Source organism: Erythrobacter sp. S259 (assembly GCF_057364965.1).
Genome location: NZ_CP200286.1, coordinates 2,001,107 through 2,025,570 on the forward strand (window position 1 = coordinate 2,001,107; position 24,464 = coordinate 2,025,570).

A 24,464-nucleotide genomic window follows, 5' to 3' on the forward strand; every position below is an offset into this window, starting at 1 on the left:
TCTTCCCGCGTGAGGCTTGCCTAGAAGTAGGAGCTAAGCGAGATCAGTGCGCCCACATCACCAGGTGCATCGCTGAAATGGCCCGGTTGATTGCGGTAATAGACACTTGCCGAAACTGTTCCCACCGGCAGGCGCCCGCTCCAGCCAAGCTCACCAATCAGCTCGCGTCCCGAAGGCGTGAGCGATAAAGCCTGACGGCCCGTGATCGCGCTTTCGGTGGCGTAGTCATAGTCAACCGGGAGATCCAATTGCAGCGCACCGCCGCTCACTCGCAGTGGCTGGCTAAAGCGAACACCAAGGCTATCGCTGCGCGAAAATACGCCGAAGCGCGTCAGGTCCAGTGACCATCCGCTCGTATTGATCTGCGAGCCTGCTCCGATCAGCGAACCGCCCTGCGGCCGGGTGAATCCAGCACGGTAGCTTGCCCCCATTTGCCACCGGCCACCCACCTTGCGTGAGACCCTGCCATCGAGAAAAATGCTCTGTGCACCTTCAAGTCCCAAGACCGGATTGAAATGGGCCCCAAGCAATGTGTCTTGCTCAAGCAAAACCGTCGCGCCAGCGTTCAGATCAAAGCCTGCCCAGCTGCGGTCTGCGGCAAATCCGACACTGGTAGTGGGTCTGCGCTCAATCTCTCCGTCAAGAGCATCGTCAGCGTTGCGGAAATCAGAAAGCCACGCGCGTCCGCGCTCTGCTGAGATGGTAAGGCCCCATTCCCCAAACTCGCGCCGCGATGCGATGGCGATCTGACTGTCGCCCAAAAATCCGGTGTCATTGCCTGCCTCAGGTGCGATCTGAAACGCACCGCGCCCTGATTTTTGGGATTGGGCCCCTTGAAGCTGCGCGACAAGCCCGGATGCACCTTGCGAGATTGCAAAGCCAAGCTGCATATCAGGCGCAATTCGCGCCGCAACCCGGCCTGCCAGAACCCGCGCGCCGAACGCCTCTTCGCTTGTCAGTTGGAGGTTCTGCGCCCAGCCAACCCCGGCCGCGCGCTGTCCCTCGCCCACTGTGACGGCAACGGACAGCTGTTCGTTGCCCCCTGCCCTCGTCCTGGCACCTTGACCAACTGCCCCGCGAAGGCGTTGCACCTGTGGTGCATTGCGGGTGTTCTGGCCCAGCTGCGCTGTAAAAGCGCGGTCATACCGGTCGGTCACAATGGCCGAAAGCGAGGCTGTGTCCAACGCATCGCCCATCGCCGCTGAACCAATTGCAAAATTGTCAGCGAGCGCGAGCACATTTCCAGTGCCAGCAACGGTTGTTGCGCCCTGAGGTTGAAACGCTTGCGCGATATCGAGAATGCCGGCGCCAAAGACATTGTCCGTGCCAATGGCACCCGCATCACGCGCCGTATCGAAGAGTATCTCAGCGATTTCAGCGCCAGTGAGATTGGGAAACGCCTGAGCCAGAAGAGCCACAGCGCCTGCCACCTGAGGAGCGGCGAAACTGGTGCCGGAATACAGGGTGACAAATTCCTGACCATCGACTTCTTCGATGAAGAGTTCACCTTCATCGTAGACGCAGCAAATCCTCTCGCCGCGCGCGGCAATGAAGTTGCCAGCAAATTGCCCCGCACGGTTGCTGAACTCGGATATGTTGCCGTTGTCATCAACCGATCCGACGATGATGACGTTATCGCCCCCAGCCGCGATCAGAGTCCGGGAGAATTCATCGACCTCATCAGGCGGCAATCCGTCATTGCCAGCGGCTGCAACAATCAACACGCCCGCGTTCGCTGCGCGAGCGACGGCCTCTTGCAATTCGAGCGACGCTGCACTTCCGCCAAGGCTCAAATTGACGACGACAGCGCCAGCCTGCACCGCGACATCAATGCCGCGCGCGATATCGCTATCAGCAAAGACGCAGCCAAGGCTGGCGTCTTGCGGTGTGTCTTCACCGCAGGAGCCCGGCCTGTCGGCTCGCAAGGCAAGAACCTGAGCATCAAAAGCAATGCCAATCACGCCGGTGTCATCGAGCCCTGCTGCAGCGACCAGAGCGACATTGGTGCCATGATCATCTTCTGGGTCAACGAAGCGGCCAGCGCCTGTTACATCTTGAGAAGCTGGGTGGATGCGGCCCGTAAACTCCGGACTGTCGATATCAATTCCGGTGTCGACAATCGCAATAATCTGACCTGCTCCTGTTGTCCCGTCGGTCCACGCGGTTTCCGCTCCGTGGAAAACCGCCCCGTCCGAGCGCCTGACCTCAGCGGTGTCGAATGATGAAGGCGGCGGCGGTGGTGGTGGCGGCGGTGGCGGGGGCGGAGGCGGAGGCGGCGGGGGAGCCGGCACAGGAGGCACAGAGCTCACACCAGGACCCGAAGCACCGCCGCCGCCGCCGCAAGCCGAAAGCGCGGCGCAGGCAACGGCTGCTGCTGCAATTTTCCATTTGATCGGTGATGCAGAATCGCTCTTTGGCGGATGAGGCTGCGCCCTTAGGTGTCCGCGCGCGCCTGGCACTGCAAGCAAACTTATGGCCAGCGGCCGCAAAGCCGCACCGGGCAAAGCCCGAGAGGTGAGAGACATATATCGATTCCTTTGCCTTTAGCCCCCTAGGCTTGAGGCCTTCTAAGCCTATTAGCTAACACCGATCAAGCCGTTGTCTTGCGCGACTGCCTCCATTTAGGATCAAGCTTTATCAAAGATCGCGCACTTGCCGGTAGGTGTACGAAGAGGTAGCAGCAACGCCGAATCTGATCCCTAGGCCTTCATCGTCCTGTCCTGAAACGGGGCAAGCACTTGCGACAAAGGCATCTGTTTTCACGGAGCAATTATGACTGAGACCCTCATCACCGCCATCGAGCAAGCGTGGGACGCGCGCGATATGATCACTCCGCAAAGCGAGGTGCGCGGCGCGGTTGAGGAGGCACTTGAGATGCTCGACAGCGGCGCTGCGCGTGTTGCTGAACCAGCAGGCGATGGCGAGTGGCAGGTCAATCAGTGGCTGAAAAAGGCTGTGCTTTTGTCTTTCCGCCTCAATGAAAACCGAATCATCGAAGGCGGATCTGCGGGCGCGCCCGGCTATGACAAAGTGCCGAGCAAGTTTGCAGGCTGGGACGAGGCGCGCTTTGCCGATGCCGGCATCCGCGTCGTGCCGGGAGCCATCGCCCGCCACGCCTCCTACATCGCACCGGGCTGTGTTCTCATGCCAAGCTTTGTGAACATCGGCGCCTATGTGGGCGAAGGCACGATGGTGGACACATGGGGCTCGATTGGTTCGTGCGCCCAGATCGGAAAAAACTGCCATATTTCAGCAGGAACCGGGATTGGCGGCGTGCTTGAACCAATGCAAGCCAACCCCACGATCATCGGAGACAATTGCTTTATCGGCGCGCGCTCAGAGATCGTGGAAGGCGTGATCGTCGGCGAAGGCTGCGTCGTGGCGATGGGCGTTTTCATCACCCAATCGACCAAGATTGTCTACCGCGATACCGGCAAAGTCATCAAAGGCCGTATCCCTCCCTATTCGGTTGTGGTGCCCGGAACCCTGCCTGATTCCAGCGGCGGTCCCTCGCTTGCCTGCGCTGTGATCGTGAAGACTGTGGACGCGCAAACCCGCTCCAAAACCGGGATCAACGAATTGCTGAGGGACTAAGTTGGAACCAATGTGCCAATGATCCATTGGGTTTTACAGCTGATCAGTTAAGAGGGACGTATGGACGACAAAGACGACGCCATTCACATTGAAGATGATGACGCACGCGCGGCAAGCACACCGGGCATTTTGCGCTACATCCTCGCGTTTAGCCTCATTCTCGCGATTATCGCCATGAGCGTGATTTGGATCGTGCCTGCTCTCTACGGCTGATCGTCAGCCTTACTCTGGGCGGGGATTAGCGTCTCGATAGGGCGCTGATCTCTTACCCTTGCCGCGTGCCGCTCTGCTTCGCGCAGGACCCGCAAGGCATTGCGGCTTGCGATCAATTCCAATTCGACCTGACTGTATCCGCGCCTGACCAGTTCAGCGAATAGCTGAGGGTAGCCGCTTACGTCTTCAAACCCGGCAGGCCCATTGGGAATGCCGTCAAAATCCCCTCCGATTCCGATGTATTCGACACCGATGGCCGTCCGAATATGGTCGATGTGATCGGCCATATGGCTCACCGTCGTCTCAGGCTCAGGGTTAGCCGCATCCCATTCGGCCATGGCAGCTTCAACCACGTCAGGCTGGCCGGGGAAGAGTGATTGCTCCCTTGCTTCGGCAGCGACACGTTCTGCAAACCACAAACGCCTTTCTTCATTGAGATAGCCGGGGACCGCATCCACCATCACTATCCCGCCATTGTCAGGCAGGCGCATGAGAACGCTGTCAGGCACATTGCGCGAATGTCCGTTGATCGCCCGCGCTCCCGAATGGCTGAAAATGACAGGCGCACGCGTGACATCAAGCGCGTCCATCATCGCCTCTTCGCTCACATGGCTAAGGTCCACCAGCATGCCGAGGCGGTTCATCTCGCGCACCACATCCCTGCCGAAATCGGTGAGGCCGCCGTGCTCCGGATCATCGGTGGCGCTGTCGGCCCAGGGCGTGTTCTTAAAGTGCGTAAGCGTCATATAGCGCGCACCAAGTTCATACATCTGCCTGAGCACCGCGAGGCTCGATCCGATCGAGTGCCCGCCTTCCATGCCGATGATCGAGGCAAGCTTCCCGCTCGCCACCGCGCGTTCGATCCCATCTGCAGTTTCCGTGTAGGCCATCTGATCAGGGTACTGCGCAATCAACCGCTTGATCACGTCGATCTGTTCCAGGGTCTGCTGCACCGCTTCCGGTCCGGTCTGGTTGACCGATACGAACACCGACCAGAACTGCGCGCCCACCCTGCCCTTTGCCAAGCGGTTCAAATCGGTCTGCATCGCCCGGTCTTGCGGGTGGTTTGCGCCGGTTCCAGTGGTGTCCTGAAAATCAAACCCCGCGATCTGGTTCTCATAGCGGATGCGCAATTGATACGGCACGTCATTGTGACCATCAAAGACCGGCGCGATATCAAGCGCGCCAAGCGCTTCGACGAGTGCGGGATCAGGCGGCGGGGCAGGTTCTGTGGCCTCCACCGTTTCTGGCTCAGCCGTTTCTGGCTCCACCGTTTCTAACTCGCCTCCGTCCGCAAGGAGCCCTTCTTCTAAAGACGCTGGCGATTTATCCTGAGCCAGAACGGGCGCGCTGGCGATAAGCGCAATTGCGGTGATAGAGTGAAGTGCATGTTGCATCTGGCAGGCCTCTCCCGGTAGGCAGGCGGTCGATCAGTCAAGTCCGGTCATCATGACTAGCGCGCCCGAGGGATACAAACAATTGAGCATTTCCGCCAATCCAGAGATACACATCAATCGGAGCGCGCAAACGTGATCAAAGCCGCCCTGCGCATCCTTCTTGCCGTATTTTACGCCTTTGCAGGCTATATGCATATCGCGCAGCCTGAGCCGTTCCTCGCGATCATGCCCGGCGCCATTCCGGCCCCAGAGGCGATCATCTTTTGGACAGGCATTGCCGAGATCCTCGGCGCGGCGGCCATCCTACAGCCATTTAACCTTCGCCTGAGGCAATGGGGCGGGATTGGTCTTGCGCTCTATGCGCTGTGTGTTTGGCCTGCAAACATCAACCATCTTATTCTCGATATGGCGCGCGAGGACGGCGGACTGGGCGCTGCCTATCACATACCGCGCATGTTCGCGCAGCCGGTGATCATCTGGCTTGCTCTATGGGTGGGCGAGGTTCGTATGCCGCAGCGCAAATCTGCCCCGTGATCCGTTCGTAAAGCGGCGTGTCATCTCGCCCTAAGAAACGAAAAGGGAGTAGGAAAGCCACTCCACCCCAGCGAGGCGGCGGCCGTATTGGAAAGGGCAAACAGCTAGGCCAGCGGAGCGGGGCTCATTGCACCGCGCCGCTGGCCTGCTGAATAGGCTTTGAAAAGCCGTAAGCTCCCGAAGGGCTTAGCTGAGGTGCTTTGACACCGCAGCGGTCATTTTAAACATGGAGATCTGGTCTTTGCCGATCACCGCGCCAAGCTTGCCATCAGGATTAATCTGACGCTTATCTTTGCTGTCCTGAAGGCTGTTTGCCTTGATGTATTCCCAGACTTTCGAGGTCACCTGAGCGCGGGTCATCGGGCCTTTGCCGATTACCGCTTCGAGATCACTTGAAAGCGTTACGGGCTTTTGCAGTGCGTTGGTCTTGCCAGCCATGGATTATCTCCCTTGTAATTATGGCAGTTTAGTCAAAATTCTAATCAATCAAAATCAAAGTCGTCTTCGAAATCAGCATCAGCAGCCTCAACCCCTGTAAAGGGCGCATAGAGGACTGCACAACCGGTCACGAAACCTTTGATCGCTTTCTTGATTTCCTCCTTCGTTGCCCCCGGCATCATCGTCAGCGGCAAGTCAGTTGAGAAAATCTGAAACACATAATGGCGCGTCTCGCCAATTGGCGGGTCGGGCAATAGCCATTCCGAATTGCCCCGCGCGTTCTTGCCAGCGCGCGGCGGCACTTCGCCTTCGAGAAGCTTGCCCTTTTGGCCAGGCAGCCCCCAGATCACCCATTGCGCCGCCGGGTCATCACCCGCGCTTGACGCGTCTTCGACAATAATCACGATTTCCTGAGCGCCAGGCGGAGGGGCATTCCATTCAAGCGGGGGCGCAACCGCGTCCTCCTCGACAGCCGTGAAGCACGGGTCAAGTTCCTCACCACCTTCGAAAGCAGGGCTCCACATTTTGAAACCACCTTTGCCAAGCGTCTTTGCGTCCCCAAGACTTGCAATCGCAAGACCGGGATGACGCGCCGCTTCGGGCAGCGATGAAGTGAGCCAATCGGGCAGGTCAGCCATGATTCTGTCTTTCCATATCTATGGTGCTAGTCGGAACACGGGGGCAAAACGAGAGAGCCACCCGCGATTTGCCCCGGTTTGTTGAGGAAAACTCGAGAATTTTTGTAAGGTAGAGCATCCAAAACCGATTAATTGCCCCTGATTGCGGGTTTTAAGGCCACAGATCGCAAAGTGAAGTCTTGCCCGCTGCGCATAAATATGCATGAACAATAGCCGCGCGGGGGCCAAAACATCAAAAAGACACGGGAGCCGCAGCTTTCTCATGAAACATAGCCTACTCATGGCCTACAGCGACACATCAGCTGGCCGCCAAAAATCACTTAGCACTCTTAAAACAGCAGGACGCACCGCTCTATCCGCGACACTGGCATTGGCGCTGGCAGCGTGCGGTGGCGGCGGTGGGAGCAGCGCGCCAACGCCCAGCCCGATTGCGGCACCAGCGCCAACACCGACACCTGCGCCGACATCCGATGCTTGCTCGGTCGGCAACCAGATCGCCTTTGCTGACGATGTGCTCAACGACTGGTATCTGTTCCCCAATCTGCTCGACAACACGGTGAACCCGGCGAACTTTTCCACCGTCCAATCCTTCCTCGATGCCCGCGTTGCACCGGCACGGGCGCAGTCCCGCGATGTGGGCTTCACTTTTGCAACGTCAATCGAAGAAGAAAACGCGCTCATCAATTCAGGTTCCAGCGCAGGCTTTGGCATTCGCCTTAGTTTTGACCAGACCAACAATCGGCTGTTCATCCTCGAGGCGTTCGAAAACGCGCCCGCGTTCCAATCCGGCATCGACCGGGGCACCGAAATTTTGGCGATTGGCGTTGATGCATCCAACCTTGAAACAGTGAGCGATCTGCTCGCAAGCGGCGGGACCACTGCTGTGTTCGAGGCGCTTGGCCCATCGGACGCGGGCGTCACTCGCGTCATCCGTTTTGCGCAGGCCGATGGCACGGTTCTCGAAGAAAGCATTGCAAAAGCCGACTTCTCGCTTGATCCGGTATCGGACCGCTACGGCGCGGTTATCATCAATGATGGCGGGCGCAGTGTTGGCTATCTTAACCTGCGCACGTTCATCGTGAACGATGCAGCCGATCAACTGCGCGATGCCTTCCAATTGTTCACCTCCAATAATGTTGACGAGCTCATCATGGACTTTCGCTATAACGGCGGCGGTCTGGTCAGCGTTGCGGAGACGCTGGGCGATTTGATGGGCCGCGATCAAATCAGTCAGGTCTTCAGCCGGACGGTCCTGCGTGAAGAGCGTTCAGACCGCAACGAAACGCGGTTGTTTCTCTCCGAACTCAACGCGCTTCAGCCCGAGGGCCTTGTTCTCATCGGCACCAGAAGCACCGCATCTGCATCCGAGCTCGTGACCAATGCGATGCTTCCTTATGTTGCCTCGGGCCGGATCGCGCTGGTGGGCTCTGACACCTCGGGTAAGCCGGTTGGCCAGTTTGCCTTTGACCTTGCCGACTGCGATTTGCGCGTCAGGGCTGTCACCTTCCAGACGCTGAACGCCAATAACGAAGGCGACTATTTCACAGGGCTGGCGAGCGTCATGCCAAACACCTGCCGGGCCAATGATGACTTCACACGGCCACTTGGCGATCCAGGGGAAGCCTCGATTGCCACTGCTCTCGATTTCCTTGCCGGGCGCAGCTGCACTCCGATCAGCGGCGTTCAGGGACAAAGCGTTCGCAGCGTTGGCGGGCCTGAAATCGTAATGCCGGAAAGCCCGAGTGCAGCTCAGCTGCAAATCCCCGGCCTGTTCTAAGACCAACACGGCCCAAAACGAATATGAGGTTGCCCCTGCCTAAGGGGCGACCTCACCTTCTTCGAAGGGTTCATCGCTGGTGTGCGCGCATCCGAACAGCGTCACTTCGTCCAATTGGAGGGTGGCGGTGTAAGGATATGTGCGCTCGCTCATCCCGTCACTGCACGCACCGGGCGTCAAAGCAAGGTTGACCGGCGCGCCGTCCCAGTCCCCTGAAAAGCCGATACCATTGTTACCAGCGAACCGCGAGACGGGGAACATTGCCCCATCGGGCAATTCTGGCGAGGAATATTTCGCTTCAAATCCGCCCGCCACAGGCTTGATAGCGAGCCCCCAGAAAGGCTCTGTACCGCCAACATCAATGGCCGCGGTTTCAGCGATACCATCAAAGGGGGCGCTATCGCGGCTGATTTCCCCTTGTGTCTCATTGCATGCTGCGAGCATTAGAAGAACGGAAGATAGAGCCAGGCTTTGTTTCATGCCCGCCCCGATAGCATTGTCTGCAAGCGGTAGGAAATCGCCCGCAGACAGAACAAAATAATTATTCGGGCATCAAAACCGCGTCGATGACGTGGATCAGACCGTTTGAGGCTTCCACATCGGTTGCGGTCACTGTGGCTGTTCCGCCTGCCGCATCGGTCAGCACAACTGCGCCATCGACCAATGCCGCGCTCAACGTGCCGCCGCTGGCAGTGGTCACGGTGTAGCCGGCATCGCCCGCTTCTTCGATTGCAGCGATCAGGGTGGCTGCATCGACGGCACCTTCGACCGCGTGGTAAGTGAGAATGCCGGAAAGCGTCTCAGTGTCCTCGGTGGTGAGCGTTTCAACCGTGCCCTCTGGCAGTTTGCCGAATGCATCATTGGTCGGCGCAAATACGGTGAAGGGACCTTCGCCCGACAAAGTCTCGCCCAGCCCAGCAGCGGTGACAGCCGCCACAAGCGTTGAGAATGTCGCTTCATCGCCAGAGGCAACCTCGACAATCGTGCCGGGCGCTGCGGCTTGTTCGGCCATCATGCTGTCAGCGCCTGCTTCATCAGCGGGAGCCTCTGAGCCGCATGCGGTGAGTGCCAATGTGCTCACTGCGACAAAGGCGGTGAGGGTTGCTTTCTTCAGCGTTTTCATAACGTGATCCTTGTCTGGGCGCCCTACAGGGATGGACGCGGCGGGAACTTAGCGCAGCTGCAATTGTTCTGACAGCTCCAACGATAATTACGCAAAGTCCGTCCCCATGGATGCTCTTGGCCTGTCAGGATAGCTTGCATGACATTTGTCCCAACCCGGTCCGCTGGCCTTCAACGATTGGCTGAATTCGCGCCTGCTTCGGGTTCGCATTACGCCCGCTCGCGCAATTATGACGATGGCACGCCGGAAAGCGGGATGCTCGGCAATGTCTCGCAATTGTCGCCGTGGCTGCACACCGGGCTTTTGAGCGAAACTGAGGTGATTAACGCTGCGCTGTCTCACCATTCTCCTGAGGATGCAGAGAGCTTTGTCTCCGAAGTATTCTGGCGGGTCTATTTCAAAGGCTACCTTGAACAGCGGCCCAGCATTTGGGCAAGCTACACCAAGGGCCGGGACAAAGCCCTCGCTGCGATTGATGCCAATGCGGGCCTTGCAAAAGCCTACGCCGAGGCGGCCGAGGGGCGCACCGGCATTGCAGCGTTCGATCATTGGGTGCGTGAACTTGCTCAAACCGGCTATCTCCACAATCACGCCCGCATGTGGTTTGCGAGCATCTGGATTTTTACTCTCAAACTCGACTGGCAGCTTGGCGCTGACTTCTTCTTGTCCCACCTTGCGGACGGCGATGCGGCCTCGAACACGCTTTCGTGGCGCTGGGTGGGCGGGCTTCACACCAAGGGCAAAACCTACCTTGCACGGGCCGACAACATCGCCCGCTATACTCAGCGGCGTGCTGGTGGCCCTCTCGAGGTAGAAGGCCCGGCAAGCGAAGCCGAACCCCTCGAAGAACCCGAAGAGCACGCTCGCTCAATGCCCGACCTGCCGACCGGAGAGCTGGGCGATAGGCCCTTCGCCCTCCTCCTCCACGATGAGGCAGCGAGCCACATCCCGCTCGCCTTGGCCCGCGCCCCGTCACTCATCATCGCCGCTGCCCGTCCCGAAGCCCGGTCGCCGGGCGCTGTTGGCGATATTGCCCTGAACTTTACCCGCACAGCGGTCACGGACGGGGCAAAAGCGGCCAGCGAAGCATACGGCTGCGAGGTCGTTCATTGGACCTGCAACGGCAGCCTCTCAGCGATCCTCTCCGAGGCGAAAATCGACAATTTGGCGGCCCCCTACCTTCCCACCGGGTGGACGCGCGATGCGCTGTGGAGTGAGCTTGCCACGCTCCAAAAACACGGCGAGCTCATCCAGCTCGTCAGCGACCTTGACCGGGCGACCTGGCCCCATGCAAGGGCCGGGTTTTTCCGGATCAAGAAAGCCATCCCCAGCATCCTCGCCGAGCTTGGCATCACTGGCGCATAGGCAGATTACATCACCTTCGCGCGATCGTATTAGCGTGGCGCAATCGTATTAGCGTGGCGCGATCATATTACTTTATCTGGGCGAGCATCGTGCTTGTGCCGCTCCTCTTTCCCAAACAGCCGCTCCAGACGCTGCGCCAGAGTGTTGGCCGCGCGCCTTGCGGCATCATCGACCTTATCCGCTTTGCCCGTCACACCAATCGGGCGGCCACCACGGGGGCGCGCCTCGATGGTGCAATGTTTGTCATCCGCGCCGTGCTTGGACCCGTTCACATCCGAGACGTGAACCTCGACGCGGGTCAGTCGATCCTCAAACCGAGAAAGCTTCTCTCGCACCATCTCTTCAATCCGCTCCGCCACGTTATGAGTGCCCATGACTGAGCTGTCGGAATTGAACTGAAACTGCATCTCGCGCTTCTCCTTTGGTTTTCACTTATGTGTGCATTGCTCTGCACCCAGAATGTGGCGATTGATGGGCGAAAATTACAGTCTTGTATCCTCGTGTTTGATCCTTAGTTCGAATGGTGTGTGCTTGTATTTTCGCGCCCCGACACAGTGAGATTTAGGCCGTGTCGCCAACGCGTTTTGGAACACCGCTGTTCCTTATGTTCCAACACTTGTGCGGCAAGACCCCCGGAAAACCGCGGTCTTTAGGGCAGATTTATGGAACACCTTACCCGGCAAACTTCGCCCGCAGGCGATCAAGACCACTCGTCTTCCCAGCGCTCCAGCCCGTGCTCGATCCGCTGCAACAGGCCTACAAATTCGCCCCCCTTGCCATCGGGCGGGTAGGCCGATGCGGGATGCGACGAGGGGGCGTGATTTTGCCGCCCTTTTTCCCGCAAAGACAGCAGAGCAATCGTGAGCTTCTCATCATATTTGCGCGAGGTGTGGATCAATTCGCCTTTGTAAAAATGGGGCACTTCCACACCGTTCAGCGCCCGCTCAATCGCCGCATCAGCGACTGCATCAAGGCCGCATTGCAGCGCTGCCTCCCAGGCAAGGTCAAAAGCCTCGCCCTTAAGCTGGGCACGCATACGATAAACAGAGGTTCGCCCTACACCCGCCATACGGGCAGCCTTAGCGACACAATGCGTGGCCGCGAGCGCTCGCAGGAAAACAGCCTGCCTGCCAGTATCAAAGCGGCGGCGTTTGCGCGGGGCTATATCCTGTGCGTGTGTGTCACTTACCGCGCTTACGGTTTCATCTTTGATTATTCGCGTCTGTTCCATCTGCCAGTATTGGGCAGATTTTGGCGAAGTAGGAAAGTGTGTGCGCTGCCCGCAGGCGTTTGCCGTCCCCCGAGGCTCTAGACTCTCGCCCCTTCAGGTCACTCAACTCTTCAGGTCACCCACTCTTCAGGCCAAAAGCCCCGCGGTCGATTGCATCAAGCGATTTGAGCTGTTCCACGGCAAGCCCCACCATTTGCGACGGGCTTCCGCCTGCTTTGGCCGCGGCTGCGTGAACCGAACTTTCGATCGCATCGGACATGGGAGAGGGTATGCGCACGGTTGCAAGGATGTTGTTGATCTCAGCGCTGCTAAGGCCAGCGACCTCGCTCAATGTGCCGCGCATCTCAATCAAAGGATTCACGAGATCGCGCACCGGCTCTTCAGGGTCAACGCGGTATTGATCAAAATCCTTGCCAAATGCATCGTTGATCGCGCTCAGCGCCTCGGCAAGTTCGCCGATGAAATGCTGTTTGGCGTTTTGCACATGATAAAGATCGCGCAAATGCAGCTCCGTCCAGCTTTTGTCATTCGCCTTGGCCGCGGCGCGCGCGTGATCAATGATATCGGTTTCTGCGGTGGAAAGACGCTCAACCTCAGACACCGCCTGCATAAACCGCGCAACGGGCGGCGGAAGATCAGCGGCAAGCGCGAGCTTGCGCATGGGCACGGCAGGAACGTGCTTTCTGTAATCGGAAATCTTGGGATCAATCCCGCCGATGATCGTCGCGCCGCCTGCCCCCATCAAAATAGAGCCGCCCGCTGCAAGAGCGACGCCGACCACCGAAACCAGCACGCCTGCTGCTGAGCCTACCGCACTTGCAGGCAGCGATGCGGCGACCGCAAAGGCGCCCACAATGCTGGCGATGATCACGACCAACCCGGCCACAATCATGCCCATCCCGGTGGAAATTTTGCGCCAGTCGATCTTGACCGCGTTTTGCACCGAACCTTCAAAATCAGGAAGCGTCAAACCGCTGCCCTGTGATTGATCAGGCGCAGCTGCGCCGTCTCCTGCACAAGTCAGCCACGGGTTATCGGGGCCCGGCAGCGTTTCTAAAGGGTCACCGCCAAGCGGTCCTCTCCAAGGCATTTCTACTCCTCGAGCCTATCATCCAAGGCTCACCCAGCGCCGACACATCTGGCGCGATTCTTCGCAATTGGGCCGGCTGCGTTACTGTCCGCAAAATTGCACCGTGTCTGAGCAGTGAAGGCCCATAGGGGGGTGCGATTGTACAGGCGGGTGCACTGGCCACCTCGTCATGCTTCAGAGTTATTGTGCACTTGCGAAGAATACTGTGCAGTTGGTCACACTTTACCTGTGAAAGCCGCCGGTTTGGTGAGGATTTACTTCTTCTTACACTGTGAAAGCGCATGATTTCATTGCGACTTTCAACAAGAAGTAGAGCGCGGATTTCCGAGACACAGATTGCGGTTGTACCGGTTCCAGTTTTCAATATCGCGCTGCCCGCTGCCAAAGGGGGTGATCGGTGTGCGGCTGGATGGGTTATAGCCATACCCTTGTTGGCCCAGCTGAGTGCGCTGTGCGCGTCCGCGCGCAACCGCTGCCTTCAGGCGCTCCTGCATCTCGATCTCGCGTTCGCGTTTGGCAGCAACATAATCGAGCCGCTTCTTGATCCGGCGCGCATCCGGGCAGCTTTCTTGAAGGCCCCGCTCACACGCGAAATTGTGAAACCTGTAAGCGCGGCCATAGTCCCAAGTGGCCTCTGAAAATTCGGCAAAAACCCGGCACGCAGAGCCCGACATGTACCGCTCACACAAAGCGCGAGAGAGATCGCCTGTGACCCGGTTGTAGAGGCCTTTCTTGTGGCGAAAATGAGCAAGCGCTGTGTAGCAGGTGTTGGGCTTTGCCCCCTGCAAACATACATCGGCCATCACCAATGCACGCGCGTCTTCGTCAGTGGTTTCAAAATCGTCCCACGGACGGCACAGATCATGGATACCGCCATAACACGAGGCGCGCGCAAACATGTGCGAGATGGGCCTGGGATCGTCTTCAAAACTGGTGGTGCGAAATCGCCGGTATCCAATCTCACACCGGTCGATATCGCCTGCCATGCACACTTGCATCCAGGTGATCGCAACATTGCGGTCGGTGCGCCCGAACAGCCCGTTGGCGAGCGTCACCGCCCTATCGCAGGCGGCGCGGTTGGCTGTGCCGCAGGCCTCAACCGCGCTCCACCACCGCTCGCGGTCTTTATCGGCAATCTGCCCCGCATTATGCCCCGCATCATGCCCTGTTTTATTCCCCACATCCTGGGCAGCAGCGGGCACCGGCAGGACGAAGCCTATTGCCGCGCCAAGGCTGATCGCCAAAAGAACCGCTAGAAACCGCACGATCGCCCCAATCCGCAGTTAGCTGTTGTCGGATTCGCAGGCGTCCATCGCCTTGTAGACAGCGCCTTTTCCGCTCCAGACGAACGGTCCAAAGCTGCTCCCATCCATGGCGACCGTGAAAGAGCTTGCATCCTTCAACTGCGCATAGGTGGCATCGGATGCAGCCCCCTCGCCCCAGCCGCCCCAGGCATATTCGCGAAAGCCTCCGGTATCATACCCGCCAGAGCGCGACGCTGCGCTGTCACCTGTGTCGAACTTTAAGGTGACAGGGTGGTTCTCATTGGGATCTCTATCGCGGTATTTGCTGATGAACCGCCCGCTGAGTTGCAGGGCGAGATTGCCATCACGAAGGCGGCGCGAGAACTGCGCCCGAATTTCGTCGCCGTTTGTGTCTGTACCAAACACGGTAATCCGGCACACTCCGCTGCCATATTCGGCAGCCATGCCGCTGGCATCAGCCTTAGGCGGCTCGACCAGAGTGATACCCTGAAGTGCCATTAGGCTTGCGGCTGAAAGTAGAATGCTCATTACGGGGCTCCCCATTGAAATTGCGTGAGATCAAGTAGAGCGCTGGCTGGGGTGGTTCAATTTACAAACCCTGTTAGAATTTGAACACGCGTTGTTTCTGGGCGCGGTGAGGAGAGCCAAGCTATGACCAACAAGGGACGTTCATCGGCCATCACACTCACTGCGCTCACCTTCGCAATGCCGCTCGCCCTTGGAGCATGTGTCGGTGCGCCCGGCCCCGTCGGCAATATGGCCGTGCCAGAGCCTGCAAAGCCGGTGGTGCTCACCGCATACCTTGGCAAATGGCACGAGTACGCCCGGTACGAAGCGCCATTCCAAGAAGGCTGCGAAGGGGTGACGGCGCAATATTCTATCCGCGAGACCTCATCTGCCTCCAACATCCGCGTGGTCAATTCGTGCCTGAAAGGCGGGCTTGACGGCGAGCTCGAGCAATCCGCAGGCCGCGCCAAGATCGTCGAGGGATCGAGCGGCGCAAAGCTCAAGGTGAGCTTCTTCGGTCCTTTCTTTGGCGATTACTGGGTGCTCGACCGCAGCGAGCCGGGTGCAGACGGCCAGTATGAATGGTCCATCGTAGGCGAACCCTCAGGCCGGTACCTCTGGATGCTCACCCGCGAGGCGGTGCCCAGCGAAGAACGCCGCACCATGCTGAAACAGCGCGTGGAGAGCCTCGGCTATGACTGGGACTTGGTGCGCCTGACCAAACAGGCCGCACCATGAGCACAATAACGATCCTGATCGACGCCGACGCATGCCCGGTGAAGGAAGAGATTTACCGCGTCGCGGCCCGCTTCAAAGCGCCCCTTCCCGAAGCCCATGTGCGCGTGGTCAGCAACTCCCCCTTTCGCATCCCTGACAGCCCGCGTGTAAAACGCGTGGTGGTCGATAGCAGCTTCGATGCCGCCGACGATTGGATCGCTGAGGAAGCTGTGCGCGTCTCCCCAAAATGCGTGGTCATCACCGGCGACATCCCCTTGGCCGACAGGTGCCTCAAAGCAGGCGCGCGCGTCCTAAAACACAATGGCGATGAATTCACCTCCGCCAGCATCGGCAGCGCCCTTGCCACCCGCGCAATCATGGAAGACCTGCGCGCGGGAATGGCCGGAATGGATGGGAGCATTGGCGGCGGCCCTCCCCCATTTAGCAAGGCGGACAGATCAAAGTTTCTGCAAAGCCTCGACCGGGTGATGATGGCCCTATCGCGGGGTTAAGACGTCTCTGGGGTTAAGACGTAGCATGGGGTAAAGACGTAGCATGGGGTAATGCGCCTGCTCTCTTAATCGCCAGAACCCACCACTGTTTCCGCGCGGTACGAACACTCACCCAGCGCCTCGAAATATTGGCGAAATGCCTGCGCGTCCCCGCCAAGAGCCCCGCGCAGCCGCGCCTCGGCCTCCTTCCCTGCGTTTCGCATGACAGCGCGGTCCATATCATTCGTTCGGAACAGGTCCGCTGACGCAATCGCGTCTCGCAATTGCAAGGGCCGCGTAAAGGCATCAAGAGCCGGTTTGGGAAACGCGCCATCATCTATCGCATCGGCGTGCAGCCTCCACCGGCCCACACAAACGCTCGCTTCCCCCGCGGTGTAGACATTGGAAGCCTTCGCTTCGCCCGCATAGAGATAGGTGACCGCCATATCCCAATCCACAGCGCGAACCTGCGCCTCCTTCGGATTATACGCGGTGCACTCGATCTCGATTTGAGCGCCCGCCGCCAAGTCCTTCACCGCCATGGTAGAGCGCACGGGATAGCGGCCCTCTTGGAAGAACTCGCGATAGACCGCATTAAAGGCCCCAAAGTCGCCAATACGGCTGAGCCAAACGGTGCATTTGAACAGCGCATCGTGGGTGAGGTTGTACAACGCGAGGGTCTCCCCAATCCGCTCCATAGCCCGCCGCGTTTCGGCCTCGATCCCGTTTGCTTGGTCAGCGTCGGTGGAACGCGCAAGGCCGAGCTGCCCTGCAAGGTAGAGCGTATCGCCCACCTGCACAGCGCGGGAGAATGGCGCAGAGGAGGCTTTGTTGGGAAGGAACTCGGGGGTGGTGGCTGGCGGGTTCTCCGCGATGGCAGGCGTGGCGGCGAGCGCTAGGGTGAGGAGCGCGGTTAGGGTGGTGGTTGGGTGGGGCATGGTTTCGGCACTACAGTTTCAAGCTGCGATACACGACAGAATCTTAATTCACACCGCTAGGAAGGCGGCTTGAGCTAAGACGCTTTCGCTCTGAAAAGAGTAGTGAAGATCGCTTCATCACTCTGAGGAAAGTCATTACGAATTCTCCAGTAAAGAGCAAAAGCAGAAACTTCCCACCCCCAAAATAGACAGTACGAAGCATAAGAGGGGCATCCGCTAGGGATATTGGTGCCTCAATCGAGGCAAAGAATGCTAGTATTGTTGCGGAAAGCGACAGGTAATTGAGATAGACGACATTATCATAAATCTCGTCCGCAAGTTCGTTCAAGATTGAGGCATCAGCTTGGTCTTCCAAATAATCTTGGCTCGAAACTGAGAGGGGATCCGCCGCCGCAAGATAGAACTGAATACTGAAGCCAAAACCCAACAGAACAGCGAGAACCGAGAGAAGTGAGTCACCCAGCTGCTGTGAAGCCACACCCACCACGCTGATGGAAGAAGCAATCAATACAACGACGCAACGCCCCAGGAAAGGGCTCTGCCGCTCCTTTGTGATCGGATGATAGAACGTCTTAGAATTTGCAGTGAAGGCTTCGAACGGACCCAATCGATACTATCCCTTCCCCGCGTTGATTATTTCTTTGTCTAACAGCTGGAGCATTTGTTTCTTCAGCTCATTTGGCTCCGGATGACCTTCAGACGTCAAAGCCACATCAGCATCAAACTTTGTGGCGTGAACACCATTATCGAACAGATAAAGGGTCTGTTGCCGACCATCAATGTCAACAACGATATTGCAATTGGCGAGTTCATCTTCATCGAAGAAATGTAGCCCCGATTTTTCCAGTTCCTTTATCAGGGCCTCCTTTCTATCTTTCACCGGAAGCTTGAAGAGCGGCAATATTCCGCCTCGCACCGCGTCCTCAAACGGACTGCCCTTTTCATTTCTTTGAAGTGAAACAACACGCCGCTCGACAAGTGAAGGCTTACCTCCCTTCTCCTCGGTTGGACGCTGCGTGGTGAGGCGCACCTCTTTTGGTGAGACGTTTTTGGCCGCGTAGCTCATGCTTCGGATCGCAGTCGAATTCAAAGCCAAGCCAGAAGGCAGCAGTTTCTTTACTGCGAAGGAGATATCGCCATACCCGCCAAATGCTCCAAGATATTGCGCCCCAATATATATTTTCCCATCCTTTGAGAGGTACAGCAAATAGTAGAATTTTCGAATATTCAAACTTCGTGAGGGAATGGTTCCTTTCTCGTTATTTTCATAAGAGTGACCGGTATAGGTCGCGTGAAATGCTCCAAAAATCGTTAAGTCGTTGAGTCTTTCAAAATCGGTCAAAGGCACAAGGTTTCCTGTGCGCATCAGCGACACATTCTTCTTCTTCTTGATATTTACCTTTGGGAATTCTTTGATTTTTTCGGCCAGCACCGCAAACTCATCGACGTTGAATTTGCCCCCGTCCTTTTTCGAAATATAGTGATAGCTTAAAAAGACCTTTTCTTCACGGTTACGTCGCCCCATCAAAATACTCCGCCACTTTATTAGGTTCAATGGAGCTCTATCGAGTTTTATTTGTAACTACGATAGCATCTAGTAGCGCGTCCACAGTTGTCTAGATCTCACAACTCAGAGAAACAAAGACTGCTTGCACCGCTCAAACCCAGTTCGCCCTGAGCCTGTCGAAGTTCGATTGGCAAGCGTTGTGGCTGCCCTTCGACAGGCTCAGGGCGAACGGGTGTTTGGTCGCATGAAAGGTGAACGGGTTAACAGTAAGAACTACTCCGCCGCATCCTCCGGCAAATACAGTTCGCGTCCTTTCTCGTCATAGAGCTTGGACATCTCTTCCATCCCCTTAATCGCAGCCTGCCTGCTGGCCTCGGCGGTTTCTGCGCCCAGTTTTTCGGCGGCAAGGAAGCTTTCGGGGCTTTCGTTTTGCTTGGCGGCGAAGTCGCGCACCTCTTGGCTGATCTGCATGGAACAGAACTTTGGTCCGCACATGGAGCAGAAGTGGGCGGTCTTTGCGCCCTCTGCGGGGAGCGTTTGGTCGTGGAATTCCTCGGCCGTTTCGGGGTCCAAGGACAGGTTGAACTGGTCGCGCCAGCGGAACTCAAAACGCGCTTTTGACAGGGCATCATCGCGCACTTTGGCAGCCGGGTGGCCCTTGGCGATATCGGCTGCGTGGGCGGCGAGTTTGTAGGTCACTACGCCGACTTTTACGTCGTCGCGGTCAGGTAGCCCCAAGTGCTCTTTGGGCGTGACGTAGCAAAGCATAGCGGTGCCGTACCAACCGATTTGTGCTGCACCAATGCCGCTGGTGATGTGGTCGTACCCGGGCGCAATGTCGGTGACGAGCGGGCCCAATGTGTAGAAAGGCGCCTCGCCGCAGACTTGCAGCTGCTTTTCCATATTCTCTTTGATCTTGTGCATGGGGACGTGGCCCGGCCCCTCGATCATGACCTGAACGTCCTGCTCCCACGCGCGGTGGGTGAGCTCTCCCAGTGTGTAGAGTTCGGAGAATTGCGCCTCGTCATTGGCATCCGCGATGGAGCCCGGGCGCAGACCATCGCCCAGCGAATAGGCGATGTCATAGGCTTTCATGATTTCGGTGATGTCGTCGAAATGCTCGTAGAGGAAGCTTTCCTTGTGGTGCGCGAGGCACCATTTCGCCATGATGGAGCCGCCGCGAGAGACGATGCCGGTGACGCGCTTTGCGGCCATGGGCACATAGGCGAGGCGAACGCCTGCGTGGATGGTGAAATAGTCGACGCCTTGCTCGGCCTGTTCAATCAAGGTGTCGCGGAAGATTTCCCAAGTGAGGTCTTCGGCAACCCCGCCCACTTTTTCCAGCGCTTGGTAAATCGGCACGGTGCCCACGGGGACGGCGGAGTTGCGGATGATCCATTCGCGGGTGTCGTGGATGTTGCGGCCGGTGGAGAGGTCCATAATAGTGTCCGCGCCCCAGCGGGTGGCCCAGACCATTTTGTCGACTTCGGTGGCGACGTCCGACGCCACAGCGGAATTGCCGATATTGGCGTTGATCTTAACAAGGAAATTGCGCCCAATTGCCATAGACTCTGATTCCGGGTGGTTGATGTTGTTGGGGATGATCGCGCGGCCTCTTGCGACCTCATCGCGGACAAATTCCGGCGTGATGACATCGGGAATTTCCGCGCCCCAGCTCTCCCCATCACGCTTGAAATCAGCGGCAAGTTCGCGGCCAAGGTTCTCGCGTTCCGCCACATACTCCATCTCAGGCGTGATGATGCCTTTGCGGGCGTAGTGCATTTGGCTGACGTTGTGGCCGGCTTTTGCGCGAAGGGGGCGTTTCACAACATTGGGGAATTGCGGAACGCCGCCAGAGCGGTCGGGGCCAAGCTGGCCGTTGTCCTCGGGCTTGACTTCGCGCGCGTCATATTCCTCGACATCGCCGCGCGCCTTGATCCAGTCGGAGCGAAGGCCAGGGAGCCCTGCGTTAATGTCGATATTGGCATCTGTGTCGGTGTAGGGGCCGGAGGTGTCGTAGACGCGCACAGATGGCTCATCGCCCTCAAGGTCGATCTCCCGCATAGCCACACGAATGCCAGAGCCCGTGCGCGCGCCGACATAGACCTTGCGGCTTCCGCGGATGGGTCCGGTGGTTACGCCAATCTCTACGGGTGAATTGATGTCGGCCATGTTTGCTCGCTCCTAAGGGCGGAATGCGAGCGTGTGGTCAAAGCCAAAACCGCTCCCTCCGCCTGTGTTAACAGGTTCAGGTTCAACGGGTCGGACGGTGCTTACTCGTCCCTCTCAGCGCATAAAGCTACGCTCCCCGGGGATGGAAAGGTGTTACGCCTCATCCGAGCGTTAGTCCATAGCGATCAGGTACAGTTCACGGCCCCGCTCGCACCTTTTATCAAAGGACGAGGTGATCTTGTGGTAGCCGCCGTGGTCATTTCGCGCCTGACCGCCCTGGTCATTTCGCGCCTGACCGCCGTGCCTGACGAACAGCCTATAGTGAAGCTCTCGGATGTCGGTTTTATAACAGTACGCTGTTCAACACCTTCGCTCAGCCGACAGCGCTATCTTGGCCCTGCCTTACATCTGGTTTTGGTGACAGTTGAGCGGTGACGCGTTATTATCTTGGCCATGGAAACACGTAGAACGTTCCTGAAAACTGGTTCGGCAGCGGCGATACTGGTCAGTTTGCCAGCTATCTTGAGCTCCAATAACACCAGCGCTCGAATGCTCGAATATTCCGGTGTCAGGGCGCTCGGCCTGCCAGAGCAGCGGCTCTCGATCTGGCTTCCGCCGGGCTATGACGCCAGTGCCAAGCGCTATCGTGTCCTCTATATGCATGATGCACAAAACCTGTTCGATCCGGCGTTATCGACCTTCGACAAAGTCTGGGCAGCCGACAAGGCGATGCTGGGACACGCCGCCAAAGCAAGCGAGGATCCTTGGATTATCGTCGGCATATGGTCACCAGGTGCGGACCGCTACCGCCAATATATGCCGGAACCAGCCTACAATGCGGCAGGCGCAGACCTACGGGCGCGAATGGACGCTTTTGGCAATGGGAAACCCATCGTCTCACGCACCTATATCAACTGGATCGCCAGCGTGCTGAAGCCATGGGCCGACCGTCACTTACGAACCAAAGCCGGGCCGAATGACGCAGCGATCATAGGCTCAAGCATGGGCGGGTTGATCAGCCTCTATGCCTTTCTTGAGCACCCCGAAGTCTTTGGCCGGGCTGGCTGTGTGAGCACTCATTGGCCGGGGACTTCGCCTCAAACGGTTAGCGAGCCGGACGCGGAAATGCTCAGCATTTGGCAGGAATTCATAGCGAAACGCCTTGGGAAGCCAGGCAGTCGGCGGTTGTGGTTTGATCATGGCGACGCAGCGCTAGATGCGCACTACCCGCCATATCAGGCCGCCATTGACGCTCAAATGGGAGCCAGTGATTGGGTGCGCGGCAGGCATTGGGAAAGCCGCGTCTATCCCGGCGCGGAGCACGAGGAAAACGCATGGGCGCAGCGCCTTCCCGAAGTGCTTAGCTGGGTGCTTGGCTAGATCACTTTTCGATAAATCGAACCGCAAGGCCGCCCGATGAGCCGAGCTTAGCCACAATAACGCCGCCACCTTTCACTTCGACCTCTTCGATGACGATGTCGTAAGGGTTGGTCTCCCAATGGGCATCCGAGCCGTCGCGGTACACCTGCGCGGTGTAGCGTTTGCCCTCGTCAAGGAAGCTCAGCGGGATCTCGATCACACGCTCGTCCTCGTCTGTCACAGCGCCAAGGAACCATTCGCCCCCTGCCCGCCCCTTTCGGGCGATGGCGACATATTCGCCAACTTCGCCTGCAACAGCGACGCTTTCTTCCCAATCGGCCTCAACATCTTTGATAAATTGGAAAGCATCAAGGCGCGCTTCGTAATTCTCTGGCAGGTCGGCCGCCATTTGCAGCGGGGAATAGAGCACAACGTAGAGCGCTAATTGTTTTGCCAGTGTTGTTTGCGGGCGGTTGGAGGGATCACTGCGCTCCATGCCTTCGCGAAGAGGTGGCTTCTCATTGGGGCGCAGATCAAAAATGCCTGGGGTAAAATCCATCGGACCTGAGAGCATGCGCGTGAAAGCCAGAATGGAGATGTGCTCAGGCGGATTGGGCGGTGTACCCCAGGCGTTGAACTCCATCCCGCGCGCGCCCTCACGGGTCATCCAATTGGGATAGGTGCGGCGCAGCCCCGTGTCTTTGACAGGCTCGTGTGCATTGATTGAAATGCGGTGTTTGGCCGCTTCTTCCAAAACGCGAATGTGGTGCCTGACCATGAACTGGCTGTCGTGCCATTCATATTGCTTCACGCCGTTGTCGTCATAGCGCACAATATCGCCAGCATCGGCAACATAACCCGTCTTCACCTCGCGAATACCGTGCTTTTGGTAAAGTGCAAAACCATCGGCCATCTGCGCTTCATAATTGGCGACATTGCCGCTCGTTTCGTGGTGACCAATGAGGCGAACGCCCTTGTCGGCGGCGTATTGGCTCAGCATCGGCAGATCGAAATCGGGGTAAGTCTCGGTAAAGCTGAAAAGAGCACCATTGTTGAACCAATCGCCGTCCCAGCCGGTGTTCCACCCTTCGACGAGCACGCCCTTGAACCCGTGCTTGGCGGCAAAGTCTATATGGCGGATCACATCAGCATTGTTCGCGCCGTGAATGCCTTCATTGCCCCATGTGCGGTCGCGAATGTGCATCTCCCACCAGACGCCCACATATTTGCCCGGCTCGACCCATGAGACATCGCCCAGTTTATTGGGCTCATTAAGGTTCAGGATGATATCAGAGTTGATAAGGCCAACTGCGTCGCCGGCGATCTGAATGGTGCGCCAAGGGCTTTTGAAAGGCGCAGTAGTGTGCACTTTGATCCCATCAGACCCCTCGCGAAGCTGCGCCTCGAAATCGCCGGGTCGCGCTGCCAACAGTGACATAGCGGAATAGTCCATCAGAGCCGCCTCGTGGACCGAGATGTGCACACCGTTTTGCCTGCGGAAGGTAACTGGCGTATGCGCATCATCCACCGTCCCAGCAGGGCCCTTGCGATAGATATATTCGTAGCGGTTGAACTGACGGCTGGGCGTCCACCAAGTGTCAGCATCTGCTCCAATCGCAAATTGGGTTAATTCATCGGTGATCGCGATTGCGCCCTGGAGCGCGTCCTGCTCTGGTAACTCATATCGAAAACCCACGCCTGTATCGAATACGCGGAAGCGGACCGTCATGTGGCGCTCGGGCCCGTCAGTCGCGGCGAAGATCACTTCAATTTCATTGTAATGGTCGCGCACTATGCGGCGTTCGCCCCACGGCTGTTCCCAGCTTTGGTCGACGGAGACTTCGGTTGTTAGCGGATCTAACTCAAGGCTATCTTCAAAGCCATGATGATCACGGAAAAGCATGCCTAAACGCGAGGACCGCACCGCTTCTTTACCATCGTAGCTGATCGAATAGCTAGCATGGCCGCCGTCATCGCTAATGGTCAGGACAATCTTTCCATCTGGCGAAGTGGAGGTTAGCTCTGCTGCTCTGAGTGGCAAAATCGCAGTTAAGCTCAAGAGCGCCAGACCGGCCCATTTGATCCAAAGGCGAAGCATCACTTTCTCC

24 protein-coding genes and 1 riboswitch are annotated in these 24,464 nt (G+C 57.9%); of the genes, 8 read left to right on the forward strand and 16 right to left on the reverse strand.

What is annotated here, in order from left to right:
* Positions 1–20 precede the first annotated feature (20 nt).
* A complete protein-coding gene (locus tag AC0V60_RS09505) occupies positions 21–2,525 on the reverse strand; it encodes a S8 family peptidase (protein ID WP_486178231.1) in 2,505 nt (834 codons plus the stop codon).
* 247 nt (positions 2,526–2,772) lie between these two features.
* Between AC0V60_RS09505 and dapD the strand changes: the two genes are divergently transcribed.
* Both dapD and AC0V60_RS09515 read left to right on the forward strand, forming a co-directional pair.
* Positions 2,773–3,594 carry a 2,3,4,5-tetrahydropyridine-2,6-dicarboxylate N-succinyltransferase gene (gene dapD, locus AC0V60_RS09510; protein WP_486178232.1) on the forward strand — a complete coding sequence of 274 codons (822 nt, stop codon included), beginning with the start codon at positions 2,773–2,775 and terminating at the stop codon, positions 3,592–3,594.
* A 60-nt stretch (positions 3,595–3,654) separates the two neighbouring features.
* Entirely contained in the window at positions 3,655–3,807 is a 153-nt protein-coding gene (locus AC0V60_RS09515) for a hypothetical protein (RefSeq protein WP_486178233.1), read from the forward strand.
* On the opposite strand, the gene AC0V60_RS09520 is transcribed toward AC0V60_RS09515, so the two are convergent.
* Complete coding sequence (locus AC0V60_RS09520) at positions 3,798–5,204, reverse strand: dipeptidase (RefSeq protein WP_486178234.1); 1,407 nt, start codon at positions 5,202–5,204, stop codon at positions 3,798–3,800. The genes AC0V60_RS09515 and AC0V60_RS09520 overlap by 10 nt on opposite strands.
* 132 nt (positions 5,205–5,336) lie before the next feature.
* Here AC0V60_RS09520 and AC0V60_RS09525 point away from each other — a divergent pair, with 132 nt between their 5' ends.
* Entirely contained in the window at positions 5,337–5,738 is a 402-nt protein-coding gene (locus AC0V60_RS09525) for a DoxX family protein (protein WP_486178235.1), read from the forward strand.
* A 186-nt stretch (positions 5,739–5,924) separates the two neighbouring features.
* Here AC0V60_RS09525 and AC0V60_RS09530 read toward each other — a convergent pair whose 3' ends face one another.
* Together AC0V60_RS09530 and AC0V60_RS09535 are read right to left on the reverse strand one after the other, a co-directional pair.
* On the reverse strand, positions 5,925–6,176 hold the full coding sequence (locus AC0V60_RS09530) for an SWIB/MDM2 domain-containing protein (RefSeq protein WP_486178236.1): 252 nt from the start codon (positions 6,174–6,176) through the stop codon (positions 5,925–5,927).
* Positions 6,177–6,220: 44 nt separating this feature from the next.
* Positions 6,221–6,814: a YbhB/YbcL family Raf kinase inhibitor-like protein gene (locus AC0V60_RS09535; RefSeq protein WP_486178237.1), complete on the reverse strand. Its 594-nt coding sequence runs from the start codon at positions 6,812–6,814 to the stop codon at positions 6,221–6,223.
* Between the two features lie 262 nt (positions 6,815–7,076).
* On the opposite strand from AC0V60_RS09535, the gene AC0V60_RS09540 reads away from it, so the two are divergent.
* Positions 7,077–8,591: a S41 family peptidase gene (locus tag AC0V60_RS09540; protein ID WP_486178238.1), complete on the forward strand. Its 1,515-nt coding sequence runs from the start codon at positions 7,077–7,079 to the stop codon at positions 8,589–8,591.
* A gap of 39 nt (positions 8,592–8,630) precedes the next feature.
* On the opposite strand, the gene AC0V60_RS09545 is transcribed toward AC0V60_RS09540, so the two are convergent.
* Positions 8,631–9,071, reverse strand: coding sequence for a COG3650 family protein (locus AC0V60_RS09545; protein WP_486178239.1), 441 nt, complete (start codon positions 9,069–9,071; stop codon positions 8,631–8,633).
* Positions 9,072–9,132: 61 nt separating this feature from the next.
* The gene (locus AC0V60_RS09550) at positions 9,133–9,714 is read right to left on the reverse strand and encodes a fasciclin domain-containing protein (protein WP_486178240.1); all 582 of its coding nucleotides are present in this window, start codon (positions 9,712–9,714) and stop codon (positions 9,133–9,135) included.
* A gap of 138 nt (positions 9,715–9,852) precedes the next feature.
* Between AC0V60_RS09550 and AC0V60_RS09555 the strand changes: the two genes are divergently transcribed.
* Positions 9,853–11,079 (forward strand): FAD-binding domain-containing protein, encoded by a 1,227-nt coding sequence (locus tag AC0V60_RS09555; protein WP_486178241.1) that lies wholly within the window; start codon positions 9,853–9,855, stop codon positions 11,077–11,079.
* Between the two features lie 62 nt (positions 11,080–11,141).
* On the opposite strand, the gene AC0V60_RS09560 is transcribed toward AC0V60_RS09555, so the two are convergent.
* The 5 genes from AC0V60_RS09560 to AC0V60_RS09580 form a co-directional block, all read right to left on the reverse strand.
* Positions 11,142–11,486, reverse strand: a complete 345-nt coding sequence (locus AC0V60_RS09560) for an HPF/RaiA family ribosome-associated protein (RefSeq protein ID WP_486178242.1) — start codon at positions 11,484–11,486, stop codon at positions 11,142–11,144.
* A gap of 293 nt (positions 11,487–11,779) precedes the next feature.
* Complete coding sequence (locus tag AC0V60_RS09565) at positions 11,780–12,310, reverse strand: hypothetical protein (protein WP_486178243.1); 531 nt, start codon at positions 12,308–12,310, stop codon at positions 11,780–11,782.
* Positions 12,311–12,425: 115 nt separating this feature from the next.
* Positions 12,426–13,400, reverse strand: a complete 975-nt coding sequence (locus AC0V60_RS09570) for a hypothetical protein (protein ID WP_486178244.1) — start codon at positions 13,398–13,400, stop codon at positions 12,426–12,428.
* Positions 13,401–13,699: 299 nt separating this feature from the next.
* Positions 13,700–14,665, reverse strand: coding sequence for a hypothetical protein (locus AC0V60_RS09575; protein ID WP_486178245.1), 966 nt, complete (start codon positions 14,663–14,665; stop codon positions 13,700–13,702).
* Positions 14,666–14,683: 18 nt separating this feature from the next.
* Complete coding sequence (locus AC0V60_RS09580) at positions 14,684–15,193, reverse strand: hypothetical protein (RefSeq protein ID WP_486178246.1); 510 nt, start codon at positions 15,191–15,193, stop codon at positions 14,684–14,686.
* Between the two features lie 123 nt (positions 15,194–15,316).
* Between AC0V60_RS09580 and AC0V60_RS09585 the strand changes: the two genes are divergently transcribed.
* Positions 15,317–15,910 carry a lipocalin family protein gene (locus AC0V60_RS09585; protein ID WP_486178247.1) on the forward strand — a complete coding sequence of 198 codons (594 nt, stop codon included), beginning with the start codon at positions 15,317–15,319 and terminating at the stop codon, positions 15,908–15,910.
* On the forward strand, positions 15,907–16,401 hold the full coding sequence (locus AC0V60_RS09590) for a YaiI/YqxD family protein (RefSeq protein ID WP_486178248.1): 495 nt from the start codon (positions 15,907–15,909) through the stop codon (positions 16,399–16,401). Before AC0V60_RS09585 ends, AC0V60_RS09590 begins: the two co-directional genes overlap by 4 nt.
* Before the next feature lie 65 nt (positions 16,402–16,466).
* Here the strand turns inward: AC0V60_RS09590 and AC0V60_RS09595 are convergent, their stop codons facing one another.
* The 4 genes from AC0V60_RS09595 to thiC form a co-directional block, all read right to left on the reverse strand.
* Complete coding sequence (locus tag AC0V60_RS09595; protein ID WP_486178249.1) at positions 16,467–17,318, reverse strand: RidA family protein; 852 nt, start codon at positions 17,316–17,318, stop codon at positions 16,467–16,469.
* Positions 17,319–17,361: 43 nt separating this feature from the next.
* A complete protein-coding gene (locus tag AC0V60_RS09600) occupies positions 17,362–17,925 on the reverse strand; it encodes a hypothetical protein (protein WP_486178250.1) in 564 nt (187 codons plus the stop codon).
* Positions 17,926–17,931: 6 nt separating this feature from the next.
* Positions 17,932–18,843, reverse strand: coding sequence for a hypothetical protein (locus tag AC0V60_RS09605; protein ID WP_486178251.1), 912 nt, complete (start codon positions 18,841–18,843; stop codon positions 17,932–17,934).
* Positions 18,844–19,098: 255 nt separating this feature from the next.
* The gene (gene thiC, locus AC0V60_RS09610; RefSeq protein ID WP_486178252.1) at positions 19,099–20,997 is read right to left on the reverse strand and encodes a phosphomethylpyrimidine synthase ThiC; all 1,899 of its coding nucleotides are present in this window, start codon (positions 20,995–20,997) and stop codon (positions 19,099–19,101) included.
* Between the two features lie 36 nt (positions 20,998–21,033).
* A riboswitch (TPP riboswitch) is annotated at positions 21,034–21,146 on the reverse strand.
* Between the two features lie 304 nt (positions 21,147–21,450).
* Here thiC and AC0V60_RS09615 point away from each other — a divergent pair.
* Positions 21,451–22,377: an alpha/beta hydrolase gene (locus AC0V60_RS09615; protein ID WP_486178253.1), complete on the forward strand. Its 927-nt coding sequence runs from the start codon at positions 21,451–21,453 to the stop codon at positions 22,375–22,377.
* Between the two features lies 1 nt (position 22,378).
* Here the strand turns inward: AC0V60_RS09615 and AC0V60_RS09620 are convergent, their stop codons facing one another.
* Complete coding sequence (locus AC0V60_RS09620; protein ID WP_486178254.1) at positions 22,379–24,454, reverse strand: glycoside hydrolase family 97 protein; 2,076 nt, start codon at positions 24,452–24,454, stop codon at positions 22,379–22,381.
* Between the last annotated feature and the right edge of the window lie 10 nt (positions 24,455–24,464).

Coding starts and splice junctions, on each gene's coding strand:
- AC0V60_RS09570 (WP_486178244.1), bottom strand. CDS start 13,400: ATGCCTTGGAGAGGACCGCTTGGCGGTGACCCTTTAGAAACGCTGCCG.
- AC0V60_RS09560 (WP_486178242.1), bottom strand. CDS start 11,486: ATGCAGTTTCAGTTCAATTCCGACAGCTCAGTCATGGGCACTCATAAC.
- AC0V60_RS09585 (WP_486178247.1), top strand. CDS start 15,317: ATGACCAACAAGGGACGTTCATCGGCCATCACACTCACTGCGCTCACC.
- AC0V60_RS09620 (WP_486178254.1), bottom strand. CDS start 24,454: ATGCTTCGCCTTTGGATCAAATGGGCCGGTCTGGCGCTCTTGAGCTTA.
- AC0V60_RS09590 (WP_486178248.1), top strand. CDS start 15,907: ATGAGCACAATAACGATCCTGATCGACGCCGACGCATGCCCGGTGAAG.
- AC0V60_RS09545 (WP_486178239.1), bottom strand. CDS start 9,071: ATGAAACAAAGCCTGGCTCTATCTTCCGTTCTTCTAATGCTCGCAGCA.
- AC0V60_RS09550 (WP_486178240.1), bottom strand. CDS start 9,714: ATGAAAACGCTGAAGAAAGCAACCCTCACCGCCTTTGTCGCAGTGAGC.
- AC0V60_RS09515 (WP_486178233.1), top strand. CDS start 3,655: ATGGACGACAAAGACGACGCCATTCACATTGAAGATGATGACGCACGC.
- AC0V60_RS09565 (WP_486178243.1), bottom strand. CDS start 12,310: ATGGAACAGACGCGAATAATCAAAGATGAAACCGTAAGCGCGGTAAGT.
- AC0V60_RS09555 (WP_486178241.1), top strand. CDS start 9,853: ATGACATTTGTCCCAACCCGGTCCGCTGGCCTTCAACGATTGGCTGAA.
- AC0V60_RS09605 (WP_486178251.1), bottom strand. CDS start 18,843: ATGGGGCGACGTAACCGTGAAGAAAAGGTCTTTTTAAGCTATCACTAT.
- AC0V60_RS09615 (WP_486178253.1), top strand. CDS start 21,451: ATGGAAACACGTAGAACGTTCCTGAAAACTGGTTCGGCAGCGGCGATA.
- AC0V60_RS09540 (WP_486178238.1), top strand. CDS start 7,077: ATGAAACATAGCCTACTCATGGCCTACAGCGACACATCAGCTGGCCGC.
- AC0V60_RS09520 (WP_486178234.1), bottom strand. CDS start 5,204: ATGCAACATGCACTTCACTCTATCACCGCAATTGCGCTTATCGCCAGC.
- thiC (WP_486178252.1), bottom strand. CDS start 20,997: ATGGCCGACATCAATTCACCCGTAGAGATTGGCGTAACCACCGGACCC.
- AC0V60_RS09595 (WP_486178249.1), bottom strand. CDS start 17,318: ATGCCCCACCCAACCACCACCCTAACCGCGCTCCTCACCCTAGCGCTC.
- AC0V60_RS09535 (WP_486178237.1), bottom strand. CDS start 6,814: ATGGCTGACCTGCCCGATTGGCTCACTTCATCGCTGCCCGAAGCGGCG.
- AC0V60_RS09580 (WP_486178246.1), bottom strand. CDS start 15,193: ATGAGCATTCTACTTTCAGCCGCAAGCCTAATGGCACTTCAGGGTATC.
- dapD (WP_486178232.1), top strand. CDS start 2,773: ATGACTGAGACCCTCATCACCGCCATCGAGCAAGCGTGGGACGCGCGC.
- AC0V60_RS09505 (WP_486178231.1), bottom strand. CDS start 2,525: ATGTCTCTCACCTCTCGGGCTTTGCCCGGTGCGGCTTTGCGGCCGCTG.
- AC0V60_RS09530 (WP_486178236.1), bottom strand. CDS start 6,176: ATGGCTGGCAAGACCAACGCACTGCAAAAGCCCGTAACGCTTTCAAGT.